Annotated in this window: 24 protein-coding genes and 1 pseudogene; 22 read left to right on the top strand and 3 right to left on the bottom strand. The window is 60.8% G+C overall.

Going from position 1 to position 21,952, the window contains the following annotated elements; genetic code table 11:
• Positions 1-17: 17 nt before the first annotated feature.
• From NB069_RS13290 to NB069_RS13280, 3 genes and pseudogenes are all read left to right on the top strand, one after another.
• Positions 18-812 (top strand): OBAP family protein, encoded by a 795-nt coding sequence (locus tag NB069_RS13290; RefSeq protein WP_250584253.1) that lies wholly within the window; start codon positions 18-20, stop codon positions 810-812.
• 128 nt (positions 813-940) lie between these two features.
• Entirely contained in the window at positions 941-1,690 is a 750-nt protein-coding gene (locus NB069_RS13285) for a phage antirepressor KilAC domain-containing protein (protein WP_250584251.1), read from the top strand.
• A gap of 66 nt (positions 1,691-1,756) precedes the next feature.
• A pseudogene (locus tag NB069_RS13280) lies at positions 1,757-1,951 on the top strand (MFS transporter); the annotation flags it as partial.
• A 76-nt stretch (positions 1,952-2,027) separates the two neighbouring features.
• Here the strand turns inward: NB069_RS13280 and hpaX are convergent.
• The gene (gene hpaX / locus NB069_RS13275) at positions 2,028-3,443 is read right to left on the bottom strand and encodes a 4-hydroxyphenylacetate permease (RefSeq protein WP_250584249.1); all 1,416 of its coding nucleotides are present in this window, start codon (positions 3,441-3,443) and stop codon (positions 2,028-2,030) included.
• A gap of 281 nt (positions 3,444-3,724) precedes the next feature.
• Between hpaX and NB069_RS13270 the strand changes: the two genes are divergently transcribed.
• The 17 genes from NB069_RS13270 (at position 3,725) to catA (ending at position 17,654) form a co-directional block, all read left to right on the top strand.
• Positions 3,725-4,189, top strand: a complete 465-nt coding sequence (locus tag NB069_RS13270; protein ID WP_250584247.1) for a MarR family winged helix-turn-helix transcriptional regulator — start codon at positions 3,725-3,727, stop codon at positions 4,187-4,189.
• 336 nt (positions 4,190-4,525) lie between these two features.
• Positions 4,526-5,650, top strand: coding sequence for an amidase (locus NB069_RS13265; RefSeq protein ID WP_250584245.1), 1,125 nt, complete (start codon positions 4,526-4,528; stop codon positions 5,648-5,650).
• 103 nt (positions 5,651-5,753) lie between these two features.
• Positions 5,754-6,881, top strand: coding sequence for an acyl-CoA dehydrogenase family protein (locus NB069_RS13260; protein ID WP_250584243.1), 1,128 nt, complete (start codon positions 5,754-5,756; stop codon positions 6,879-6,881).
• A 21-nt stretch (positions 6,882-6,902) separates the two neighbouring features.
• Positions 6,903-7,259, top strand: coding sequence for a hypothetical protein (locus NB069_RS13255; RefSeq protein ID WP_039030753.1), 357 nt, complete (start codon positions 6,903-6,905; stop codon positions 7,257-7,259).
• Between the two features lie 11 nt (positions 7,260-7,270).
• The gene (locus tag NB069_RS13250; RefSeq protein ID WP_250584241.1) at positions 7,271-7,783 is read left to right on the top strand and encodes a nuclear transport factor 2 family protein; all 513 of its coding nucleotides are present in this window, start codon (positions 7,271-7,273) and stop codon (positions 7,781-7,783) included.
• A gap of 28 nt (positions 7,784-7,811) precedes the next feature.
• Positions 7,812-9,125: an aromatic ring-hydroxylating oxygenase subunit alpha gene (locus NB069_RS13245; protein ID WP_250584239.1), complete on the top strand. Its 1,314-nt coding sequence runs from the start codon at positions 7,812-7,814 to the stop codon at positions 9,123-9,125.
• Positions 9,125-9,604: an aromatic-ring-hydroxylating dioxygenase subunit beta gene (locus NB069_RS13240; protein ID WP_350223418.1), complete on the top strand. Its 480-nt coding sequence runs from the start codon at positions 9,125-9,127 to the stop codon at positions 9,602-9,604. Before NB069_RS13245 ends, NB069_RS13240 begins: the two co-directional genes overlap by 1 nt.
• A gap of 10 nt (positions 9,605-9,614) precedes the next feature.
• A complete protein-coding gene (locus tag NB069_RS13235; RefSeq protein WP_250584235.1) occupies positions 9,615-10,355 on the top strand; it encodes an SDR family NAD(P)-dependent oxidoreductase in 741 nt (246 codons plus the stop codon).
• A 9-nt stretch (positions 10,356-10,364) separates the two neighbouring features.
• Positions 10,365-11,297, top strand: a complete 933-nt coding sequence (locus NB069_RS13230) for a PDR/VanB family oxidoreductase (RefSeq protein WP_250584233.1) — start codon at positions 10,365-10,367, stop codon at positions 11,295-11,297.
• Between the two features lie 10 nt (positions 11,298-11,307).
• Positions 11,308-11,802 carry a flavin reductase gene (locus NB069_RS13225; protein WP_250584231.1) on the top strand — a complete coding sequence of 165 codons (495 nt, stop codon included), beginning with the start codon at positions 11,308-11,310 and terminating at the stop codon, positions 11,800-11,802.
• A gap of 86 nt (positions 11,803-11,888) precedes the next feature.
• On the top strand, positions 11,889-13,148 hold the full coding sequence (locus NB069_RS13220; RefSeq protein ID WP_434543627.1) for an MFS transporter: 1,260 nt from the start codon (positions 11,889-11,891) through the stop codon (positions 13,146-13,148).
• Positions 13,145-13,831 carry a 3-oxoacid CoA-transferase subunit A gene (locus NB069_RS13215; RefSeq protein WP_250584227.1) on the top strand — a complete coding sequence of 229 codons (687 nt, stop codon included), beginning with the start codon at positions 13,145-13,147 and terminating at the stop codon, positions 13,829-13,831. The genes NB069_RS13220 and NB069_RS13215 overlap by 4 nt, the downstream gene beginning before the upstream one ends.
• A 9-nt stretch (positions 13,832-13,840) precedes the next feature.
• A complete protein-coding gene (locus tag NB069_RS13210) occupies positions 13,841-14,503 on the top strand; it encodes a 3-oxoacid CoA-transferase subunit B (RefSeq protein ID WP_250584225.1) in 663 nt (220 codons plus the stop codon).
• Complete coding sequence (gene pcaD / locus NB069_RS13205) at positions 14,504-15,271, top strand: 3-oxoadipate enol-lactonase (protein WP_250584223.1); 768 nt, start codon at positions 14,504-14,506, stop codon at positions 15,269-15,271.
• Positions 15,268-16,383, top strand: coding sequence for a muconate cycloisomerase family protein (locus tag NB069_RS13200; RefSeq protein ID WP_250584221.1), 1,116 nt, complete (start codon positions 15,268-15,270; stop codon positions 16,381-16,383). The genes pcaD and NB069_RS13200 overlap by 4 nt, the downstream gene beginning before the upstream one ends.
• An 11-nt stretch (positions 16,384-16,394) precedes the next feature.
• Positions 16,395-16,694: a muconolactone Delta-isomerase gene (gene catC, locus NB069_RS13195; RefSeq protein ID WP_250584219.1), complete on the top strand. Its 300-nt coding sequence runs from the start codon at positions 16,395-16,397 to the stop codon at positions 16,692-16,694.
• Between the two features lie 33 nt (positions 16,695-16,727).
• The gene (gene catA / locus NB069_RS13190; protein WP_250584217.1) at positions 16,728-17,654 is read left to right on the top strand and encodes a catechol 1,2-dioxygenase; all 927 of its coding nucleotides are present in this window, start codon (positions 16,728-16,730) and stop codon (positions 17,652-17,654) included.
• A gap of 47 nt (positions 17,655-17,701) precedes the next feature.
• On the opposite strand, the gene NB069_RS13185 is transcribed toward catA, so the two are convergent.
• Complete coding sequence (locus NB069_RS13185) at positions 17,702-18,595, bottom strand: LysR family transcriptional regulator (protein WP_250584215.1); 894 nt, start codon at positions 18,593-18,595, stop codon at positions 17,702-17,704.
• A gap of 91 nt (positions 18,596-18,686) precedes the next feature.
• Between NB069_RS13185 and NB069_RS13180 the strand changes: the two genes are divergently transcribed.
• Together NB069_RS13180 and NB069_RS13175 are read left to right on the top strand one after the other, a co-directional pair.
• On the top strand, positions 18,687-19,670 hold the full coding sequence (locus tag NB069_RS13180) for an aldo/keto reductase (RefSeq protein ID WP_250584213.1): 984 nt from the start codon (positions 18,687-18,689) through the stop codon (positions 19,668-19,670).
• Between the two features lie 61 nt (positions 19,671-19,731).
• Complete coding sequence (locus tag NB069_RS13175; protein ID WP_250584211.1) at positions 19,732-20,931, top strand: MFS transporter; 1,200 nt, start codon at positions 19,732-19,734, stop codon at positions 20,929-20,931.
• Between the two features lie 180 nt (positions 20,932-21,111).
• On the opposite strand, the gene NB069_RS13170 is transcribed toward NB069_RS13175, so the two are convergent.
• Positions 21,112-21,948 (bottom strand): AraC family transcriptional regulator, encoded by an 837-nt coding sequence (locus NB069_RS13170; RefSeq protein ID WP_250584209.1) that lies wholly within the window; start codon positions 21,946-21,948, stop codon positions 21,112-21,114.
• Positions 21,949-21,952: the final 4 nt, after the last annotated feature.

Below are 21,952 nucleotides of genomic sequence, written 5' to 3'. Positions count from 1 at the left end.
TATGAAAAGGAGTGCCAATGAAATCCTTACCTCTGAATCTTGCTGTCCTGCTGCTTGTCGGCTGCGGGGCGAATAATACGCCGCCGCAGGCACCGCTTCCGGGCAAAGGCACCTCTGCTACCCTGAGTACCCTGGAGACGGGGGCCCAGGTTATCCAGTCGCGGCCGCCGGTGGAGGCCATCAGCGCCTACCTGGACGGCTTTCATTTTTACAGCGGGGATAAAAACGGGCAGATGGAGGCCCATCACTACGTGACCGTGCTCAATGAAGAGGTCATGCAGGCGGTCATCTATGACGGCAACACGAAAGATGCCCGCCTGATGGGGGTGGAGTACATCATCAGCGAGCGCCTGTTTAATACCCTGCCGCCGGAGGAGAAAAAGCTCTGGCACAGCCATCAGTACGAAGTGAAATCGGGCAGCCTGGTGGCACCCGGCCTGCCTGCGGTCGCCGACAAGGCGCTGATGAATAAAATCGTCAACACCTACGGCAAAACCTGGCACACCTGGCATACGGATCGCGACAAAACCTTGCCGCTTGGCATACCCGCGCTGATGATGGGCTTTACCGGAGAGGGGCAGCTCGATCCGGCGCTGCTGGCGGATCGCGACAGTCGTCTGAGGATCGATACGCAAAAGATAAAAGCCCAGCGGGCCGATATCGTAGCTCATCCGGTTGCAGAAGGCGCCAACGCCTGGCAGCGCGGCGAGGTCATTCAGCTTCAGCGCGTGCAGGGTAGCGGAGAACACGGCCAGGGTGATACGGCGCATTTTGGCGTCGCCGAAAAAAGGGTGAGCCAGAAACAGCCCTGATTACCGTAACTTAGGCGTGGCGTGGCTTTGATGGCGATCGTTTAAAAATTATACTGGATATTTGAACAGGTATTTGTATACTATTAGAGCAAATTACCCGAGTAATGTATGAGTGAGGGGTGAAACCTATGGTAATTCCTGTTGAAACTTTCCAGTCCAGTGGCCAGCTTGCCACCATCAGCAGCCGCGAAATCGCCAAGCTGACCGGTATTGCCCATACCGAGGTGAAGCGCATGGTGCAAAGCCTGGAAACGGCGCAGCGTCTTTCGCAGCCGGTCACGACCAGCCTGTATGAGCGCGAAGGTGAAATGCGGCAGGAGTTTTTGCTGAACAAACGGGACTCCCTGCTGACGGTTTCACGTATCTCCCCGGGCTTCACGGCCGCCATGCTCGATCGCTGGCAGGAGCAGGAGAGAAACGTCAACATCCCGGACTTCACCAATCCGGCTGCGGCGGCGCGCGCCTGGGCCGAGCAGTATGAAAAACGCCAGCGTGCCGAGGAGCAGCTTGCGCTCTGGGCCCCAAAGGCGGCGTTCTTTGATCAGTTCGTGCAGGTGAAGGAGTCGCTGGGCTTCCGCCAGCTCTGTAAGATCCTCAAGGCTAAGGAGCCCCAGTTCCGGGAGTTCCTGCTGGAGCGTAATATCATGCAGCGCGTCGGCGGCAATCTGGTTCCGCCGCAGCACCACATCGATGCGGGCTACTTTACCCTGCACAGCGGGGTGGGAGAAAACGAGCGTACCTGGTCGCAGGCACGCTTTACCGCCCGCGGCGTGAAATGGGTGGCCGATCTGTGGGCCAAACACCTGTCAACGCTGGCCATCGAGATGCCCCGGGCGGATCGCACCGAAGGCACACCTGTCCAGCAGAGCTGGCTGTAACTCTCCGGGCCGGTCAGATCGCCTGTGGCGTCTGACTGGCCGACAATCCGCGTAAACGCCCGGCTGCTGGTGCGGGTGCTGCGTCGTCCGGGGATGGTGGGCGGCCTGCTGGCCACCATTCTGATCTTCAGCGGGCATTTTGCCCTCTTTACCTACCTGCGACCGTTCCTTGAGACGGTGGGGCAGGTGAGCGTGGAGACCATCTCGCTGATCCTGCTGGGCTTTGGCGTGGCGAACTTTGTCGGCACCTCCATTGCCGGGCCGACAAAGTCAAAATCGACCTGTAGGCCGGGTAAGGCGTAGCCGCCACCCGGCAATCTCGCACAGGTGCTAAAAATTACCCGTTCGTCGGCAACCCTTTCAACGCCTCAGCCTGCTTCGTCGCGTGCTTCATCGGGATCAAGGCAATCACCGCCGCGCCCAGCACGAGGAAACCGGCCACCATGAAGATCCCGGCGTTGAAGTTGCCGGTGATATCTTTCATCAGCCCCATCAGCAGGGGCCCCAGCGCGGCACCGGTCATCCCGGTGGCGTTGATCACCGCAATACCCAATGCGCGGGCGCGCAGGGAGATGGAACGATCCGGGGTGGTCCAGAAGATCACCATCGCGGCGAAGGCTCCTGACGAGGCCATTACGATCCCGGTGAACTGCAGCATCGGATTCGCGCTGGTGGCGGTCAGGATCCAGCCTGCGGCGGCAAACAGATACGGCAGCAGGGTGTGGACTTTCCGCTCGTTGCGCTTGTCGGACCTTTTACTCCACCAGACCATCGCCACAATGGTACACACCTGAGGAATGGCGCTCAGAATACCGATGGTCACGTTGCTGCTCTCCTCGCTGATGCTGCGCAGGATCAGCGGCGTCCAGACGCTCAGGGCGCTGAGGGTGTTAGTCAGGCAGAAGTAGGCCAGGGTGTAGAGCATGATAGTCGGCGTGAACAGCTCGCGCATCACGCTGCGCTGCTGCGGCGCCAGCGCCGCCTGCTCCCGCAGCTGGGTGCTCTGGGCGTTCAGGCGATCCGCCTCCAGCATCTCCTTCAGACAGGCCTTGTCATCCTGGGTCAGCCAGCGGGCTTTATCCGGGCTGTCGTCCAGCCAGAACCAGACCACAAAGCCCAGAATTACCGACGGGAAGCCTTCCAGCAGGAACAGCCACTGCCAGCCCTTCAGGTTCATCACCCCGTCGAGGTTGAGAATGTACCCGGAAGCCAGCGATCCCAGTGCCATCGTCACCGGCATGGCAATCATAAACAGGGCGTTGGCCCGGGCGCGGTAGTGCGCCGGGAACCAGAAGGTTAAATACAGCAGCAGCCCCGGCAGGAAGCCCGCTTCGGCAATCCCCACCAGCATGCGCAGCACGTACAGGCTGTTAGGGCCGGTAGCGAACATCGTGGCCGTGGACGCAATCCCCCACACCACCATCAGAATAGCAATCCAGCGGCGGGCGCCCACCACGCTCAGCATCACGTTGCTGGGGATGCCACAGATGACGTACATCACATAAAACAGCGTTGTCGCCAGGCCAAACATGGTGCTGGTCAGGCCCAGATCCTTGCCCATCGTCAGACCGGCAAAGCCGATGTTGATGCGATCCAGATACGAGAAGACGAACAGAATGAACAAAAAAGTGATGAGTCTGCGGAATAACTTTTTGATCACTCGCTGTTGACGCGGATCGAGCGTGCCGTCAGCAGACGAAGGCGGAGCCAGCACGTTGGCACGTGTCTGTTCCATCGATGGGCTGTCGTTCATGAAATGCTCCACATGGCGGTTAGAGGTATTGTTGTTATTTCGTGCAACCTGAACACGTGCGCTAACGTATAGGAAACCGCAGATATGAACGTCAATATTATGTTCAAAAAATGATACGCAAATGTTAATCACGTAGCGTTTTCGAATCATAATGCGATATCGATCGGCTTTTGCGGCGCAGAGATTTGTTAACAGCCAGGGGCAGGGTGCGATCGGGCTATAGCGGGCGGTAAATAGCGGGTATAATTGCAGCCATTGCATCACTTCTGGAACGTCATTTCATGAGTCAAACGAACACATCGTCAGACACCGGCCCCACCTTTCACCGCGAAGAGTTCCCGTTCTACTGGATCGTCAACGTCTATGCGCGCTACACGCAAGTCATGGAAATCACACTGAAAAAGGTGCAGCTCGATGTGTCCCGCTTTCGGGTGCTGATGATTACCGAGCAGTACGGTAAGGCCAGCATCTCGCAGATCTCCGAATATGCAATGGCCAAAATGCCCACCGTCACCAAAATCGTCGGTCGTTTGCGCGATGACGGCCTGGTGACCACCGCCAGCAGCATGCAGGATGCCAGGGTCACCGAGGTGATGCTTACCGATGCCGGACGCGAAAAAGTGACTGAAGCCCACCGTCTGACCAGCAAGGTTTTCGAGAAGGGTTTCAAGGGAATGACGGCCGCCCAGAGGGAAAAAATGAACCTCTCCCTTTCAAAGGTGCTCGACAATCTCAACGAGCTCTGAAGCCAGTGCCGGGAGAATTGCGGTTTTGTGACCGGCGTAGATATTTGTTATAACAGTCTGTAAATAAAGAATTTATTTAAAAAGCCGTCCGGGTAAACAGGGCGGCTTTTTTTTCCTTCCTGCTCAGGGTTTATTGTTATTTTTCATTGTCCTGACCCACTTATCCACATGTGTTAACAAAATGTTTCAGTGTTATTTTTTCGTAAAATTAACGTGAAATATTACTTGAATATTCATCTAAATATTCCATGATTGACCTGAAGCAACGTGGGTCGAACCGCAGCGAAGACTGCCCCGGCCGAATATGATTCGTTTTTTCTGGTTAAGGTGCGAATTATGCAGCCAGTTACTGAGAGCAATGGTTACGTCGCGCAGTTCACCCTCGGTGAGGGCGACCTTCGCTTCGCGGTGAAAGACACCCTCGACATCGCAGGCTTTCCCACCCGTGCCGGCTGCCCGGCGCTGGCGGCTAACCCGGCGGCTGTTGAACATGCCGACGTGGTTAAGACCCTTCTCGGGCAGCACTGCGTCCTGACCGGAAAAACGGCCCTGCATGAGCTGGCGTTTGGCGTTACCGGGATCAACTCCTGGGGCGGCACGCCGGTGAACCCGCTATTTCCCGACCTGATCCCCGGCGGCTCCTCCAGCGGCTCTGCCGGGGTAGTGGCTTCCGGCGAGGTCGATTTTGCGCTTGGCACCGACACCGGCGGCTCGGTGCGCATGCCTGCCGCCTGCTGCGGCATCCTCGGCTTAAAGCCGACCTATGGCCGCCTCAGCCGGAAAGGGGTGATGCCCGCCCAGAGTTCGCTGGACTGCGTGGGGATTTTCGCCCGCCGTGCCGACGTCCTGCGCGATGTGCTGATCCGACTGGCGCTGCCGGTTGACGCCCCGCTGCAGGAGTTGCCCGCCATCGGTTTTATCCCGGCGGCGCTAAGCGATATCGACGCGCTGCTGCTGGATTTCTTAGCCCAGGCCGATCTGCGGCCGCATCAGATTGAACTCCCGCTGCTGGGCGATGCCCATCGCGCCGGGCTGACCCTCATCAGCCACGAAAACTGGCAGGCGTTTAACCCGCTTCTGAGCGATGAGCGGGTCTCTGCCGATGTCGCCACCCGCATCCGCGCCGGGGCCGATATCGATGCCGGTGCCCTGACCGCCGCAGAAGCGATCCGCCAGGCGTTTACCGCCCAGGTAGATGCCCAACTGGCAAAGACCCCGCTGCTGGCGCTGGCTACCCTGCCCGAACTGCCGCCCACGCTGGACGAGGCGAAAGATCCGCTGACCGTGGTGAACCTCACCCGGCTGGTGCGTCCCTTTAACCTCAGCGGCCATCCGGCGCTGACCCTGCCCGCGGGCACCCTCAACGGACGCCCGGTGGCGCTGCAGCTCGTCGCGGCCAAAGGGCAGGAGGGGCTGCTGGTCCAGGCGGCTGAGTGGTTGTCCGGACGACGACGCCGCTAACCATCCCGTTTCACCCTTCAGTTTTAACAATAACTCAGTGAGTACCACTCATTGCGGCAGCACTCGTCTCTCTGCGGGCCGCACACTCTTTTGGGAGGAAGCTATGTCTGCCGTTCATGTTCGTGAGGAACTCGTTCCACTGCTGAATGAAGTCGCCACCCGCAGCGCCGATTTTGAGCAACAGCGCCATATCTCTGACGACATCATCGCCCGCTTTAAGCAGATTGGCGTCTATCGCGCATTAGTCCCAAAAATTTACGGCGGCGAGGAGTGTTCCCCGGCGCAGTTCTGTGAGCTGATCGAGCAGATTGCCACCGCCGATGGCTCCGCAGGCTGGGTCGCCAGCTTCGGCATGAGCCCGTTCTATCTCGGGGCGCTGCCCCCGGAGACCTTAAAAGAGCTCTACCGCGACGGTCCGGACGTGGTCTTTGCCGGTGGCATCTTCCCGCCGCAGAAAGCGGTGCTGGCGGACGGCGGCTACCGCGTCTCCGGCCGCTGGGGCTTTGCCAGCGGCAGCATGGGGGCCTCGGTGTTTGGCGTCGGCATCCTGCCGGAGAGCGGTGAACCCCTCCCGCGCATGGCGGTGTTGCCGCGTGAAAGCGTGCAGATCGACCCGGTGTGGAACACCGTTGGCCTGGCCGGGACCGGCAGCCACGATCTGGTGGTGAACGACGCCTTTGTGCCCCGGGAATGGACCTTCGTTCGCGGCGGGACGCTTAACCTGGACGGGGCGCTCTACCGCTACCCGGTGCTGTCGCTGGCGACCCAGGTGCTGTCGGTGGTGGCCCTCGGCGTCGCCCGCGCCGCCCTCAATGAAATCTATGCCATTGCCCATCGCCAGCAGTCGGTGACCGGCGCGCCGCGCCTCGCCGACCGTCCCCAGGCGCAGATGCAGATTGCCCGCTGCGAAGCGGATCTGCGCTCCGCCCGGGCCTGGTTCTATGACGCCATCGACGACGTATGGCAGTGCATCCTCGCCGGGGATGAACCGGCCTGCGGGCAGATCAACGCCCTGCGTCTGTCGTCCACCCATGTCACCCGCGTGGCCGCCGAGGTCACCCGTCAGGCGCTGGCGCTGAACGGCATGGGCGGCATCACCATGAAAAGCCCGCTGCAACGCTACGTGCGCGACACCATGGTGATCACCCAGCACGCCTTCATGGGCGATCTCTCTTATCTCAACGCCGGTACGGTCTATTTCGGTGGCCAGCCTCTGCCGGGTTATTTGTAATTTTTACCAAAGGAGCAACAGATGAGTCAGACAACAACCTTACGCGTGCTGTTTTGCATCGGCGTGAACCAGAACTTCTTTGACGCCACCCCGGCGGAAGCTAAACAGGTGTGGGCCGCGTTCGGCGTGATGATGAAGGGCATCGACGAAACCCAGGGCATTCGTGTTATCGGCAACATGGACGATGACCGCCTGATGGTCGGCCCGTCCACCACCTCGCCCTGGACCACCTACGTGCTGGCCGATGCCGACACCCTCGACAGCGTGGTAGCCGCCTGCAACCTGTTCCGCACCACCCCGGTGGGCGACGGCGACAGCAAGCTGTGGAAGTACTGCAAGATCGAAGCCCGCGTCGGTCGCGAACTGATTATTCAGTAACGGAGTCAGTCATGAGCCCACAGGATGCTCTGCGTTTACAGCAGCTTGAAGATCAGCAGGCAGCCCGGGTCTGCATCAGCACCTACATGCGGCTGTGCGATCGGCTGGACGACATGGCGACGGTGCAGGCCATCGGGGCCCTGTTCAGCGCAGACGCCTGCTGGGAAGGGCTGGGTGAGCCTTATGCCACCCGGCTGGGTAGACACCAGGGGCGGGCGGCAATCGAAGCGATGATGGCGGGCTACGTCCGCACCCCCGCGCACTTCGCCCTGAACGGCCATTTTTTGTGCTCCGAAGCCCTCTATTACGATGCCGACGGCGAGCTGCATGGCCGCTGGCAGATGCTGCAAACCTCCGCCTTTACCGCCGGGGGAGCGCATCTGAATGCCGCCGAGCTGCAGATTATTTTCCGTCGCGAGGCGGGTGAAATGACCATGCACCGTTTCACCACCCGCAACCTGTTCAGCCGGCCGGTGAGCCACTGGCATGCGGCGGATGCGTTACCTGTCCCTGACAAAAACTAGAACCCCGACCGCCAGCAGGAGAAAGATTATGCAGTGTGACCACCTCATCAATGTCAAGAATATCGATACCACGGCGCAGACGGTTCCGGGCAGGGAAGAGATTGCGAGCCTGGTAAAACATGACCGCGTCCACACGTCGCTCTACACCTCAGACGCACTCTTCCAGCTCGAACTGGAGCGTATTTTCAGCAAAACCTGGGTCTGGGTCGCGCACGTCAGCGAGATCCCGGAGACCGGCAGCTTCAAAACCACCGAAATTGGCACCCAGCCGGTGATTGTGGTGCGCGACCGTAAAGGCGCCATTCACACCCTGCTGAACCGCTGCCGCCACCGCGCGGCCACCGTCTGCGAACACCGCAGCGGCAAGACCAACAGCTTTGTCTGCCCGTATCACGGCTGGGGCTACGCCCTCGACGGCAGCCTGCGCGGCGTGCCGCATCCGGAAAGCTATGCCGACAGGCTGGAGAAAAACGAGCTGGGGCTGGTATCGCTGCGTACCGAACAGTATGCCGGGATGGTCTTCGCCACCTTTAACGAGGCGATCGAACCCCTGGAGGATTTCCTCGGCGCGGCGAAGAAGTGGATGGATCTGTTTATGAAGCAGGGAGCGGGCTACCCGATCAAGACCGGGCCTGCGCACCGCTTCCGCTTCCCGGGCAACTGGAAAATTCAGCTGGAGAACACCACCGACGGCTACCACTTCCCGGTGGTGCACCGCTCCTTCCTGAGCTCCGTCGATAAGCAGACCGAAGAGATGCTCAACTTCGTGGACGGCAGCGGCTACGTGGAAGATCTCGGCAATGGCCACAGCGTGATGGTGATGATCCCCGAGCTGGTGGATCTGGATGCTAACCTCGACGCGCCGATCCCGGAGCGCTTCGTCGGGCTGGCAGACGAACTGCGCAAAGAGCACGACGAAGATCAGGTGCGCCGCATCGTGCGCGCGGTGGGCGGCTCCGGCTTCAACCTCAACCTGTTCCCGAACATCGCCTGTTCCATGGCCTTCTTCCGCGTTTTGCAGCCCATCTCCGTAATGGAAACCGAAATTCACCACGCGGTGATCACCATGGACGGCGGGCCGGAGATTGCCAACCAGGCGCGCCTGCGTCTGCACGAACACTTCCAGGGGCCGATGGGCTTTGGCACCCCGGATGACTCCGAAGCCTGGGAGCGCGTTCAGCGCGGGGCCACCGCAGGGGACGACCTGTGGATCATGCTCAACCGGGGACTCGCCGGAGAGTACCGCACCGACGATGGCCTGCGCAGCGACGTCAGCGCCGAAACCGGCATGCGTGCAGCCTATCAGCAGTGGAAGAAATTGATGACGGAGAGCGAAAAATGATGACCTCAGATTCTGTCCTGTTTGCGGCCATGTCCGTAATCAACCTCGAAGGCGATCTGCTGGACCAGGGCGAGTTCAACGCCTGGCTGGATCTGTGGCAGCGCGACGGCCTGTACGTGGTGCCCATCGACCCGAACGAAACCGATTTTAAAAATACCCTTAACTACGCCTGCGACGATCACCACATGCGCGAGCGCCGGGTGAAGCGCCTTTACAGCGGGGAGTCGATCTCCACCACGCCGCGGGCCAGAACGCTGCGTACCCTGTCGCGCTTCCGTCTGCTGTCGTCCAGCGAGGATCTGATTGTGGTGCGCGGGGCGCAGTCCCTGTGGGAGCACCGCAAGGGGCACAGCCGCCACTACGCGGCGGACATCACCTGGCACCTGACGCCGCAGGACGGCACGTTGCTGATTACCCAGAAGGTGATCCGCCTGGTCAACAGCGACGATGTGCTGCACAGCATCGGCTACATCCTCTGAGGAGCCCCCCATGACGCAAACCGCATTAGTGACCGGCGCCGCCGCCGGTCTCGGCAACGTGATTGCCGCCCACCTGCTGGCGCAGGGTTATCAGGTGGTGCTGACCGACGTCGATGCCGCCCGGGCGCAGCAGGCGGCGGATCGCCTGGATGACGGGCAGGGCAGAGTCCTGGCGCTGGGGCTGGATATCCGCCAGCCGCAGGATTTTGCCAAAGCGCTGGCAGCCACCCTCGAGCGTTTCGGCAGCCTGGAGGTGCTGGTGAACAACGCCGCGCTGACCCTCGCCACCCCGGTGATGGAGATTGACGTCGACGAGTTCGACCGGGTGATCGCCACCAACCTGCGCGGCACCTTTGTCGGCTGCCAGACCATGGGGCGCTACTTCGCGGGGAAAGGCTACGGCCGTATCATCAACCTGGCGTCACTGGCCGGGCAGAACGGCGGTACCGCCTCCGGGGCCCACTACGCCGCCTCAAAGGGCGGCATCCTGACCCTCACCAAAGTCTTTGCCCGCGAGCTGAGCAAATCCGGCGTGACGGTCAATGCCATTGCCCCGGGTCCGATGGATCTGCCGATGGTTCACGCCCTGGTACCGGAAGAGAAGATGGCCGGGCTGCTGGCGATGATCCCGGTGGGCAAGTTAGGTGAGGCAGAGTTTGTCGCACAGGCCGTGGCCTTGCTGGCATCAGAGCAGGCGTCGTTTGTCACCGGGGCGACCTGGGACATCAACGGCGGCCTGTTTATGCGTTAAGGAGTCGACATGCTGACATTACAGGTTATCAGGCGGGAGTTGCAGGGCGAGGTGGTCCTGCTGACGCTGGCGCATTCTGACGGTATCGACCTCCCGCCCTTCAGCGCGGGGGCGCATATCGATCTGCATCTGGCAGAAGACCTGGTGCGTCCGTACTCCCTGTGCGGCGACCCGAAAGATCGCCGCCACTACCAGCTCGGTATTCTGAAAGAGAGTAAAAGCCAGGGGGGCTCTCTTGCCGCCCACGCCCTGAACGTTGGCGATCGCATTCAGGTCAGCGATCCGCGCAACCTGTTTGCGCTGGAGGCGTCCGCCAGCCACTGCCTGCTGATTGGCGGCGGGATCGGCATCACCCCGATGCTGGCGATGGCCGCCGAACTGCATGCCAGCGGGCGCTCGTTCAGCCTGCACTACTGTGCCCGGACGCGGGAACAGGCGGTGTTTATTTCTCAGCTGGAACAGGCGGCCTGGGCCGACCGCGTTCATCTGCACTTCAGCGACAGTCAGCGCCTGAACCTGGCGGCCGTGCTGAGTGACGTCCCGGCCAACACTCACGTATACACCTGCGGCCCGGCGCGGCTGATGGATGCGGTCAGCGACGAGGCGACCCGCCTCGGTTATCGCCCGGAGCAGGTGCATCAGGAGTGCTTCAGCGCCGACGTGGTCACCGGCGGGGCGGCCTTCGAAGTGTTCGCCGCCGCCAGCGGCATCACCGTGCAGGTGCTGGAGAACCAGAGCATCGTCGAGGCGCTGGCACTGGCCGGGCTGAAGGTCTGCGTCTCCTGCAAGCAGGGGATTTGCGGCAGCTGCCTGACCGACGTGCTGGAAGGCGAGCCGGACCACCGGGACAGCTACCTGACCGACGAAGAGAAAGCCGACGGCGACCAGATTCTGTTGTGTTGTTCCCGGGCAAAAAGCGCCCGCTTAGTGATCGATCTGTGAGGAATACCTTATGACACTGCAAACCGAATTTCGTAATGCCATGGCGCAACTGGGGAGTGCGGTCTCCGTGATCACCACCGACGGCCCGGCGGGCAAGTTTGGTTTTACCGCCTCAGCCGTCTGCAGCGTCACGGACTCGCCGCCGACGCTGCTGGTCTGCATGAACCGCAACTCCTATGCCAACGAACACTTCAAACAGAACCGGGCCCTGTGCGTCAACGTGCTCTCCAGCGATCACCAGGATCTCTCCGGGGTTTTCGCCAACGCCAGCCTGCGCTCCGAGCAGCGTTTCGCCTATGACGCCTGGCAGGTGATGGCCAGCGGCGCGCCGGTGCTGAGCTCGTCCGTCGCCAGCTTCGACTGTCTGATCGACACCTGCCATGAAGTGGGTAGCCACACGGTGTTCTACTGCCAGGTGCAGGCGATACGCATCAGCGAGACGCCGCGCGGGCTGGTCTACTTCAACCGTCGCTACCATGCCATAGGGCATGACGTGGAAGCGTAAAACCAACCATAAGGGTAACGCTGATGAGCAATGTCGTGACTGAAAACACCCCCGCTTCGGCAGTACAACCGCAGGATGCCGGACAGATGCGCAAGCTGGTGTTCGCCTCGGTGCTGGGGAATGCGCTGGAATGGTATGACTTCTTCCTGTACGGCACCGCCGCGGCGCTGGTGTTTGGCCCGCTGTTCTTCCCGGTGGGCGGCGACCCGATGCAGGGGACGCTGCTGGCCTTCTCCGGCTTTGCGGTGGGCTTCCTCGCCCGGCCGCTGGGCGGGATCGTCTTCGGCCATATCGGGGATCGCTACAGCCGCAAGATGACGCTGATCATGACCCTGACCCTGATGGGAGCCACCACCTTCATCATCGGCCTGCTGCCAACCTACGCGCAGATCGGCATCTGGGCGCCGATCTCGCTTATCACCCTGCGCTTTTTACAGGGTGTGGCGTCCGGCGGCGAGTGGGGCGGTGGGGTGCTGATGCTGAGCGAGAACGCGCCCGCATCCCGTCGCGGTTTCTTTACCGCCTGGAGTCAGATGGGGGTCTCCGGCGGGTTTGTGCTCTCGGCGTTTGCCTTCTATCTGGTGCAAAAGCTGCCGGAAGAGGAGCTGATGAGCTGGGGCTGGCGCGTGCCGTTCCTGCTGAGCATCGTCATCTTCCTGGTCGGGGTCTATATCCGCAAAAACATCCGGGAGAGCAAGGCCTTTACCCAGGCGAAGCCCGAAGAAAAACACGAGAAGATCCCGCTGATGGTGCTGGTGCGCGAGCACCCGAAAGCGCTGTTGCAGGCCATCGCCCTGCGCCTGCCGGAGAACGGCGCCTCCTATATCTTCTTCACTTTCTCGGTGGTCTACGCGAAGCACATTGGCATCGGCACCGGGGAGATCATCAGTGCCGTGACCCTGGCGATGCTGGTGGAGTTCTTCTCGATCCTGTTCTGGGGCGCGCTCTCGGATCGCATCGGCCTGAAGCCGGTTTACTACATCGGCGTCATTGGCCTGCTGGTGATGGCCTTCCCGTTCTTCTGGCTGCTCTCTACCGGCGACTACGGCTGGATCATGCTGGCGATGCTGCTCGGCCTGCCGTTCTGCCACGGGGCGATGATCGGCACCCAGCCCTGCATCATGAGCGATCTGTTCCCGGTGCGCGTGCGCTACTCCGGCCTGGCGCTGGGGCATGAGGTGGGCTCGATCTTCTCCGGCGGTCTGGGGCCGATGCTGGCGGTGGCGCTGCTGATGCACTTTGACGCCTCCTGGCCGGTCTCCCTGCTGCTGATGGCCTATGCGCTGCTGGCGTGGATCGCCCTGCGCAGCCTGCCCTCAACGAATAACAACGAGGTAAGCAAATGATTGATAAACGGATTGCCGCCACCGATGCCGCCGTGGCGGACATGTTTGACGGCGCGGTGGTGATGGTGGGCGGCTTCGGCGCGGCCGGACAGCCTGCCGAGCTGCTGGATGCCCTGATCCGCCGCAGACCACGGGATCTGACCCTGATCAGCAACAACGCCGGGAACGGCGACTATGGCCTGGCGGCGCTGCTGAAGGCCGGGTGCGTGAAAAAGGTGATCTGCTCCTTTCCGCGCCAGACCGACTCCTGGGTGTTTGACGACCTCTACCGTCGTGGCGAAGTGGAGCTGGAGCTGGTCCCGCAGGGCAACCTCGCGGCACGCATTCAGGCGGGCGGCAGCGGGCTGGGGGCGATCTTCACCCCCACCGGTTTTGGCACCGAGCTGGCGGCGGGCAAAGAGACCCGGCACATCGACGGCAAGGATTACGTGCTGGAGTACCCGTTGAAAGCCGATTTCGCCCTGATTAAAGCCCTGAAGGCCGACCGCTGGGGCAACCTGGTTTATGACAAAACCGGGCGCAACTTCGGGCCGATCATGGCCGCCGCCGCCAGCTGCACCATTGCGCAGGTGAGCGAGACGGTGAACCTCGGCGAGCTTGACCCGGAGGCGGTGGTCACGCCGGGAATTTTTGTCCAGCGCGTGGTGACGGTTGCGCCGCAACGCCTGCCGCAGACCGCATAAGGAGAACCCGTGAATAAACTGACCCACCAACAGCTGGCTGAACGCATCGCCCGGGACATTCCGGAAGGGGCGTACGTGAACCTCGGGATCGGCCTGCCGACCCGGATTGCCAACTATCTGCCCGCCGATCGCGAGATCTTCCTGCACAGCGAAAACGGCATCCTCGGCATGGGCCCGGCACCTGCGCCAGGAGAAGAGGATCCCGAGCTGATTAACGCCGGAAAACAGCCGGTGACGCTGCTGGCAGGCGGCTGCTATTTCCACCACGGCGACTCGTTCACCATGATGCGCGGCGGCCACCTGGATATCTGCGTTTTGGGGGCCTATCAGGTGTCGGAGCGCGGGGACCTGGCGAACTGGAGCACCGGGGAACCTGCATCGATCCCGGCGGTCGGCGGGGCGATGGATCTGGCGATCGGCGCGAAGCGCGTCTATGTGATGACCGAACATCTGACCCGTCAGGGGGAGTGCAAGATCGTCAAGGCCTGCACCTATCCGTTGACCGGCATGGCCTGCATCGACCGGATCTACACCGACATGGCGGTGATGGATATCACGGCGGACGGCATCCTGGTGCGTGAACTCTTTGGCGACGTGACGGCGGAGTATCTCCAGTCCGTCACCCCGGTGGCGCTGACCTTCGCCCTTAACGCTGAAACCGAGGAGGCGTGAATGGATCTGGAATATCGCCTCGACGGACCGGACGCGGCGCCGCTGCTGGTGCTCTCCAACTCGCTGGGCACCACCTGGCAGATGTGGGAGGGGCAGATGGCCGACTTTACCCGCCATTTTCGCGTACTGCGCTACAACACCCGCGGCCACGGCCGCTCGCCGCTGCCGGACGCGGGCGTCACGCTCGCCACCCTGGGCCAGGACGTGATTGCCCTGCTGGATCATCTGGATGTGGATCAGGCCTGTTTTTGCGGCATCTCGCTGGGGGGGATGACCGGGCTGTGGCTCAACCGCCACGCCCCGTCGCGCTTTGAACGCATCGTGGTGGCGAACACCGCGGCGAAAATCGGCGAATACAGCGGCTGGCAGCAGCGGGCCGCAACCGTGCGCCAGCAGGGGATGGACCCGGTCGCCAGCACGGCGGCGGAGCGCTGGTTCACGCCGGAATATCGTCAAAGCAATCCCGGAAGGGTGAAGCTACTGATCGACGCGCTGGCCGACACGCCCGCTGAAGGCTACGCCGCCTGCTGCGAAGCGCTGGCGAGCGCCGATCTGCGCGAAGAGGTTTCCGCCATGCGGCACCCGATGCTGGCCATCGCAGGTGAGGAGGATCCGGTTACGACCGTGCAGGACGCCCGCTGGCTCGCGGCCCAGGCGAAGCAGACGGAGTCCGTCACGCTACCGGCCTCGCACCTGTCGAACGTCGCCTGCCCGGAGGCCTTTAACCAGCAGGTGCTGACCTTTTTAACCCGCAGGAGCACGACATGACCCTCACCATTGAATCCCTGGCCTGCTGGCTGGTGGACATTCCCACCATTCGCCCGCACAAGCTGTCGATGGCGACCATGGGTTGCCAGACCCTCACTATTGTCAGAATGACCTGTGCAAACGGCGTCACCGGCTGGGGCGAAGCCACCACCATCGGCGGCATGAGCTACGGCCCGGAAAGCCCGGAGGCGATCAAATCCGCCATTGAGACCTATCTGGCGCCGCTGCTGTGCGGCCAGTCGTTCAGCGGCGTGGCACCGCTCGCCGACAAAATGAATGCCCATGTGAAGGGCAACACCTTTGCTAAATCGGCCCTCGAAAGCGCGTTTCTTGATGCGCAGGGCAAGGCGCTGGGGCAGCCGGTAAGCGCGCTGCTGGGCGGGGCGCTGACGGATCGCCTCCCGGTGCTGTGGACCCTGGCGAGCGGCGACACGCAAAAAGACATCGAAGAGGGCAAACGCCTGCTGGCGGAGGGGCGACACAATACCTTCAAGCTGAAAATTGGCGCCCGCGGGCTGGAGGTGGACCTTCGTCACGCCCTGGCGATCAAGGCCGCGCTGGGCGACGAGGTAAGCGTGCGGGTGGACGTCAACCAGGCCTGGGATCTGACCACTGCCATCAAAGGCATGACCCGGCTGCAGGCGGGCGGTATCGACCTGGTGGAACAGCCGATCCCGCTGTGGGACCGGCAAGGGCTCATCACCCTCAGCCAGCGTTTTACGGTGCCGATCCTGGCCGACGAAGCGGTGGCGACCAGCCATGACGGCTACGCCCTGGCGAGCGGCGGCTTTACCGGCGTGTATGCCCTGAAGATCGCCAAAGCGGGCGGGCCGGTACAGGCCCTGAAGCTGGCGCACGTGGCTCAGGCGGCAGGGGTGGCGCTTTATGGAGGCACCATGCTGGAAGGGACCCTCGGCACCGTCGCCTCGCTGCACGCCTGGTCGACGGTGAAGATGCAATGGGGCACCGAGATGTTCGGCCCGCTGCTGCTGAAGGATGACATCGTGGTACGTCCGCTGGATTTCAGCCAGGGAGAGGTGACATTACCCCAGGGGCCGGGATTAGGCATTGAGATCGACGAAGACAAGCTGCGTCATTACGCACGTAACTAAAGGAAAACCCGATGCTTTTTAAAGTAGAAATGACGGTCAACATCCCGTCGTCGCTGCCTTCGGCAGACGTCGAAGCCATCAAAGCGCAAGAGAAAGCCTACTCCCAGCGCTTACAGCGCGAAGGCAAATGGCCACACATCTGGCGCGTGGTGGGGCAGTACGCCAACGTCAGCATTTTTGACGTGGCGGACAACCAGGAGCTGCACGACATCCTGACCGGACTGCCGCTCTACCCGTGGATGGAGATTAGCGTCCAGCCTCTGTGTACGCATCCGTCATCCATTCAGAACAAAAACTCGTCGTCGCAATAACTACAACAAGTACCCTACAAAGAGGAAGAGGCAATGTCTGTGAATCCTGTACACCAAACCGAACTGGACACCTTACTGGCTATCAGCAGCGGCTTGAATTCTACCGGCGGCAACGACCGTTTAAAGAACATCATGCACCAGCTGCTGAGCGATCTGTGCAAGACCATCAGGCAGTTCGACGTGACCGATGAAGAGTTCTGGATTGCGGTGAACTACCTTAACGAGCTGGGCGGCCGCCAGGAGGCGGCGCTGCTGGCGGCCGGCCTGGGGCTGGAACACTATCTGGACATGCGTGCCGACGAGAAAGAGGCGGCATCCGGCAACCATGTGGGCACCCCGCGCACCATCGAAGGGCCGCTGTACGTGGCCAACGCCCCGCTGAGCGAAGGCTTTGCCCGCATGGACGACGGCCAGGAGCAGGCGGAAACGATGTGGCTGCAGGGCCAGGTAACCGATCTGAACGGCAAGCCGGTGGCAGGCGCTATCGTGGATATCTGGCACGCCAACACCCTCGGCGGCTACTCGTTCTTCGACCAGTCCCAGAGCGAATACAACCTGCGCCGCCGCGTGCGCACCGGCAACGACGGTCGCTACGCCGTGCGCAGCATTGTGCCGTGCGGCTACGGCTGCCCGCCGGATGGTCCAACCCAGAAGCTGCTGACCGCCATTGGCCGCCACGGCAACCGCCCGGCCCACGTGCACTTCTTTGTGTCGGCGCCGGGGTACAAGCATCTGACCACCCAGATCAACCTGAACGGGGATGAATATCTGTGGGATGACTTTGCCTTCGCCACGCGTGCGGAGCTGATTGCGGATCCGGTGAAAATTACGGACGCGGCGGTGGCCCAGGCACGCGATCTGGATGGGGAGCATACGGAGGTGAACTTTAACTTTACGCTGGTGAAAGCGGCGGAGAGTGAGGAGGAGCAGAGAGGGAAAAGGGCGCGCGTGAAGGAGTGAGTGATATCCCCGGGCCTGCAGTCAGCGGGCCCGGTGTGTGCGAATGTTCAGGGCATGGCGAGGCTATCTTTGCTCTCTTCAAATACCGCGATTAAGTGATCCGCAACGACCCTGACACGCCGGGAGTGTGCCAGGTCTGAGTGCATCACTAACCATAATGTCTGATCCACGCCGATGTCTGAACTGACGCAGTGCAGCGCGTGTGTCCTTGCCATAAAGTGCGGCAAAATGCCAAGCCCCAGACCCGCTGCAACGGCCGATAATTGTGCCACCAGCGTATTCGCTTCTAACCGGCAGGGCCTGCCCCGCAGCATTCGCGTTATCCACCGGGCTGCGGGCAGGTGCTGATGAGATTCTGACCAGCCAACATACTGCCCGTGACTGAGCAGTAACTCTGTGGCCTCGCCCTGCCATTTTTTTAAATATGACTTGTCGGCGTAGAGCCCGAAGCCCAGGGTGCCAAGTCGCTTCAGCGTCAGATTTCCGCTGTCAGGCTTAACCATACGTATCGCTAAATCGGCATCCCTGCGGTGCAGATTTACCGACGACACGCCGCTGAGCACCTCCACCCGCAGGTCGGGATAGTTATCCAGCAATCCGGTAAGCGAGGGAAGAATAAAATGCGTGGCCAGGTTGTCGGATGTCGCCAGCCGGACAAGCCCGGCGACGTTAATCTGTAACCTTGCAGACTCTCCGAAGGCCAGCCCTGCACTTTCAAGCGCCTCCGCACGTTCCAGAAGCGCCTCACCGTCATCCGTTAAGCGATACCCGCTCTGATGCCTGCTGAACAACGGGACCGCCAGTGAACTTTCAAGGCGATCCAGCCTTCTTGAGAGCGTGGCGATGCCCATATTCATGGCCTCGGCTGCGCCACTCAGCGTACCTGCGCGGGCAATGGCCAGAAATACCCGCGTATCATCCCAGTTAAAATCTGCTTTCATATTTTCCGATTATGGAAAACGGGTATCCGTTTTCAGCTCTGTTTTATCACTTATCGCAGGATGATACTGCATTCCTCACAAGGAGATAAACATGCAAAAACGTAATCTGACGTCATCCCTCACTGTCTCTGCACTTGGCCTGGGTTGTATGGGCATGAGCGAATTTTATGGTCCCCGTGACGACGAGGCCTCACTGGCCGTGCTGGACAGGGCGCTGGACCTGGGGATTAACTTTCTCGACACCTCTGATACTTATGGCCCCTGGCATAATGAGACGTTACTCGGGGAATTCATCAAAACGCGTCGGCCAACCCTGAAGCTGGCCACAAAATTTGGCATTGTGCGTCAGCCCGGCGAGTACAAAAGACAACTCTGCAATACCCCGGACTATGCGCGCCAGAGCTGCGAAGCGTCGCTTAAACGTCTTGGCGTGGAGCACATTGATCTCTATTACGTGCACCGCATTGACGGTAAAACCCCTGTTGAAGAGACGATGGCCGGTCTGGCGGAGCTGGTTAAGGAGGGAAAAATTGGTCATATCGGGTTATGCGAGGTGAGTGCCGAGACGCTCCGCCGCGCTCACGCGGTACACCCTGTCGCGGCGGTTCAGACAGAATATTCTCTCTGGAGTCGCGAGGCAGAGGCCAGCGTCATTCCCCTGTGTAAAGCGCTTGGGATCGGATTCGTGGCCTATTCACCTCTGGGACGGGGCTTTCTGACGGGCAGATTCCAACATGAGCCGGTACCTCAAAACGGGGATTTTCGCAGCACGCTGCCGCGCTTCCAGACCGAAAATCTGGCAAAAAACCACTCTCTTGTGGAGGTGATAACCGCTCTGGCGGTCAGCAAATCCTGCACGCCTCCCCAGATTGCGCTGGCCTGGTTACTTGCGCAGGGAGACAACATTGTCCCCATACCGGGCACCTGCAATCTTAAGCATCTTAGCGAAAACGCCGTGGCGCTTGATGTCAGGCTCAGCTGTGCCGAACTGGACGCGTTGCGTATCGCGCTATCCACTCTCCCGGTTGTGGGAGAACGCTACACGCCAGAAGGAATGAAAGGCGTGGGAGCCTGATTCTGTCCGACCCCGAAGCGCTTCAGATATTTCCCCGCTTTCTTTGAAGAGTATTTATGACATGAACGATACCGTTTTACAGGTAAGCCCGGCGCCTGCACGCACCTGGTTAGCCGTCACTGCGCTCGGCATCAGCGCATTTTCAATTGTCACCAGCGAGCTTGCCCCGGTGGGTATGCTCAGCGCGCTGGCGAAAGATTTGAATCAGACTGAATCCGGAGCGGGCCTTGCCGTGACGGCTTATGGCTGGGTTGCCGCACTGGCCGCTTTGTTGTCCGGAGCGATGCCGTCGCGCATATCGCGTAAGGCGCTGCTTGTTGTACTGATGCTGTTTCTGGCGCTCTCTTGCCTGGCCGTCACGCAGGTTCACACCATGAGTCTGTTTATGACGGCACGTATGGCGGGGGCACTGGCACACGGTGTTTTCTGGGCCCTGATCGGCTCAGTAGCCGTACAACTTGTTCCGCCAGACAGGCTGGGTCTGGCCACCTCAGTGATTTTTGGCGGCGTTTCGGCGGCCAGCGTGATGGGTGTACCCCTGGCCAGTTTTGTTGCAGAGATGACCGGTTGGCGTCACGCATTTACGATGATTTCCCTGCTGTCACTGGCTGCCGCCTTTGCCTTACTCTGGTCGCTCCCAACCCTGAAGGCCCCCCAGCCACTGAGGCTGGATGTTTATCGTGGCCTGGTTAAAAATCCGTTACTTCTGGTTATCTATGGGGCGACTGCCTGCATTATTTCGGCGCATTTTGCGGCATTCACCTACCTTGAGCCCTTGCTGACCAAAACCCGGGATGTTCCAACGGCGTCTGTTTCTGGTCTGTTACTGATTTCAGGCCTGTCCGGACTGCTGGGGAATGTCGTTGCCGGTAAGCTGATTGATCGTCATATTAAGTTGCTGATTCTGGTCTCATTGCTCCTCAGCACGGGTGCGCTGGGGTTACTGGGTATGAAGCGTTTTGCCTCACTTCCTCTCTGGTTCACAGGTGTGCTTCTGGCGACGTGGGGCGCCGCTATCGCTATTGTGTTCGTCGGATTGCAGACCTGGCTGCTCCGTTGCGCGAAAGAGGCTGCTCAGCCTGCATCAGCCATCTATGTTGCCATCTTCAATGCTGCCATAGGCACCGGCGCACTTGCAGGTGGGCAGATAGCGGCGGCCGTTGGTCTTCAGGAGATGGTGTCACTGGCTGCGGTCGTCATCCTGGGCAGTATCGCGTTGATTGCAATGCTAAAGAGCCCGGAAATATCCTCTTCAGCCTGAGGCCGCATTGACGACGGGAGTATTCATGAGCACGCCGGGAGAAGGGGATTCGCCTGGCTGAACCCGGTCTTTATGACCGGGTTATTTGCTATAAAAATGTGCAGTCATATACGGTTCCTTAAGTAAGTTTTGTACTAAAGAAGAGTGCCGGGGCGCTTCGCTTGCCCGGCCTACAAAATCTTAAACAGACGCCGCCGCAAACACCCCCGGCGTGGTACCGAAATGGGCGCGAAAATGTTTGATCAAATGGCTCTGGTCAAAGAAGCCGATATCGCTGGCAACCTGCGCGGCGCCAATCCCTTTGGCCAGTAACGCTTTGGCGCGCATCAGACGGATCTGCGTCAGGTACTGATGCACCGACAGGCCGGTCATCTTCTGGAAGGTGCGCATAAAATAGAATTCGCTCAAGCCTGCCGCCTGGGCAATCTCTTTTACCGTCAGGGGCAGGGCAGAGTGGCTGTGCAAAAAGTCTATCGCCTGGCGGATATCCGCGCGCAAAAAAGGCTGGCGTGCGCCTTTGACGCTGCGCTCGCCGTAATGACCCACCAGCAGGTTGAGGATCTGGTACATCACGCACGCTTTTTCCAGCGGGTCGTTGCTCTGCTTCATCACGCTGGCGGCCTGCAGCATGCGGCGGGCCATAAGCGGGTCGTGGCGAATGCCCTCCTGGCCGAAATTCACCTCGCCCTTGCCGCTGAGCACCGTTTGCGCCACTTCGTTGACCAGCGTCTCGCCCGGATAGAATGCGCAGTAATCCCAGCCTTCGTCCCGCTGCACTGCCTCGCCGGTGTGGACCTCGCCGGGGGCGATAACCATCACCGACCCTGCGGCGGCAATCCCGTTTTGTCGGCACACCCGGGTGCGCTGCGCCCCGCGGGCAAAGGCGGCGATGACAAACTCATCATGAAAATGGGGCGGGTAGCTGTGTTCGTAGCAGGTGGCTTGCAGGATCTCCATCCCGCCGTGCAGCTGGCTGTCGCGCCACAGGCTTATCTCATCGCGTTTTACTTGCCCCACGCCG

This window comes from Leclercia adecarboxylata (assembly GCF_023639785.1).
Lineage (GTDB): Bacteria > Pseudomonadota > Gammaproteobacteria > Enterobacterales > Enterobacteriaceae > Enterobacter > Enterobacter adecarboxylatus_D.
Note: the sequence above shows the minus strand (reverse complement) of the source record. Positions and strands in the feature narration are given on the sequence as shown.

Coding starts and splice junctions, on each gene's coding strand:
- NB069_RS13225 (WP_250584231.1), top strand. CDS start 11,308: ATGACACTGCAAACCGAATTTCGTAATGCCATGGCGCAACTGGGGAGT.
- NB069_RS13235 (WP_250584235.1), top strand. CDS start 9,615: ATGACGCAAACCGCATTAGTGACCGGCGCCGCCGCCGGTCTCGGCAAC.
- NB069_RS13180 (WP_250584213.1), top strand. CDS start 18,687: ATGCAAAAACGTAATCTGACGTCATCCCTCACTGTCTCTGCACTTGGC.
- catC (WP_250584219.1), top strand. CDS start 16,395: ATGCTTTTTAAAGTAGAAATGACGGTCAACATCCCGTCGTCGCTGCCT.
- NB069_RS13260 (WP_250584243.1), top strand. CDS start 5,754: ATGTCTGCCGTTCATGTTCGTGAGGAACTCGTTCCACTGCTGAATGAA.
- NB069_RS13250 (WP_250584241.1), top strand. CDS start 7,271: ATGAGCCCACAGGATGCTCTGCGTTTACAGCAGCTTGAAGATCAGCAG.
- NB069_RS13290 (WP_250584253.1), top strand. CDS start 18: ATGAAATCCTTACCTCTGAATCTTGCTGTCCTGCTGCTTGTCGGCTGC.
- NB069_RS13230 (WP_250584233.1), top strand. CDS start 10,365: ATGCTGACATTACAGGTTATCAGGCGGGAGTTGCAGGGCGAGGTGGTC.
- NB069_RS13240 (WP_350223418.1), top strand. CDS start 9,125: ATGACCTCAGATTCTGTCCTGTTTGCGGCCATGTCCGTAATCAACCTC.
- NB069_RS13265 (WP_250584245.1), top strand. CDS start 4,526: ATGCAGCCAGTTACTGAGAGCAATGGTTACGTCGCGCAGTTCACCCTC.
- NB069_RS13175 (WP_250584211.1), top strand. CDS start 19,732: ATGAACGATACCGTTTTACAGGTAAGCCCGGCGCCTGCACGCACCTGG.
- pcaD (WP_250584223.1), top strand. CDS start 14,504: ATGGATCTGGAATATCGCCTCGACGGACCGGACGCGGCGCCGCTGCTG.
- NB069_RS13200 (WP_250584221.1), top strand. CDS start 15,268: ATGACCCTCACCATTGAATCCCTGGCCTGCTGGCTGGTGGACATTCCC.
- NB069_RS13245 (WP_250584239.1), top strand. CDS start 7,812: ATGCAGTGTGACCACCTCATCAATGTCAAGAATATCGATACCACGGCG.
- NB069_RS13270 (WP_250584247.1), top strand. CDS start 3,725: ATGAGTCAAACGAACACATCGTCAGACACCGGCCCCACCTTTCACCGC.
- NB069_RS13185 (WP_250584215.1), bottom strand. CDS start 18,595: ATGAAAGCAGATTTTAACTGGGATGATACGCGGGTATTTCTGGCCATT.
- NB069_RS13220 (WP_434543627.1), top strand. CDS start 11,889: ATGCGCAAGCTGGTGTTCGCCTCGGTGCTGGGGAATGCGCTGGAATGG.
- NB069_RS13255 (WP_039030753.1), top strand. CDS start 6,903: ATGAGTCAGACAACAACCTTACGCGTGCTGTTTTGCATCGGCGTGAAC.
- NB069_RS13285 (WP_250584251.1), top strand. CDS start 941: ATGGTAATTCCTGTTGAAACTTTCCAGTCCAGTGGCCAGCTTGCCACC.
- hpaX (WP_250584249.1), bottom strand. CDS start 3,443: ATGAACGACAGCCCATCGATGGAACAGACACGTGCCAACGTGCTGGCT.
- NB069_RS13215 (WP_250584227.1), top strand. CDS start 13,145: ATGATTGATAAACGGATTGCCGCCACCGATGCCGCCGTGGCGGACATG.
- catA (WP_250584217.1), top strand. CDS start 16,728: ATGTCTGTGAATCCTGTACACCAAACCGAACTGGACACCTTACTGGCT.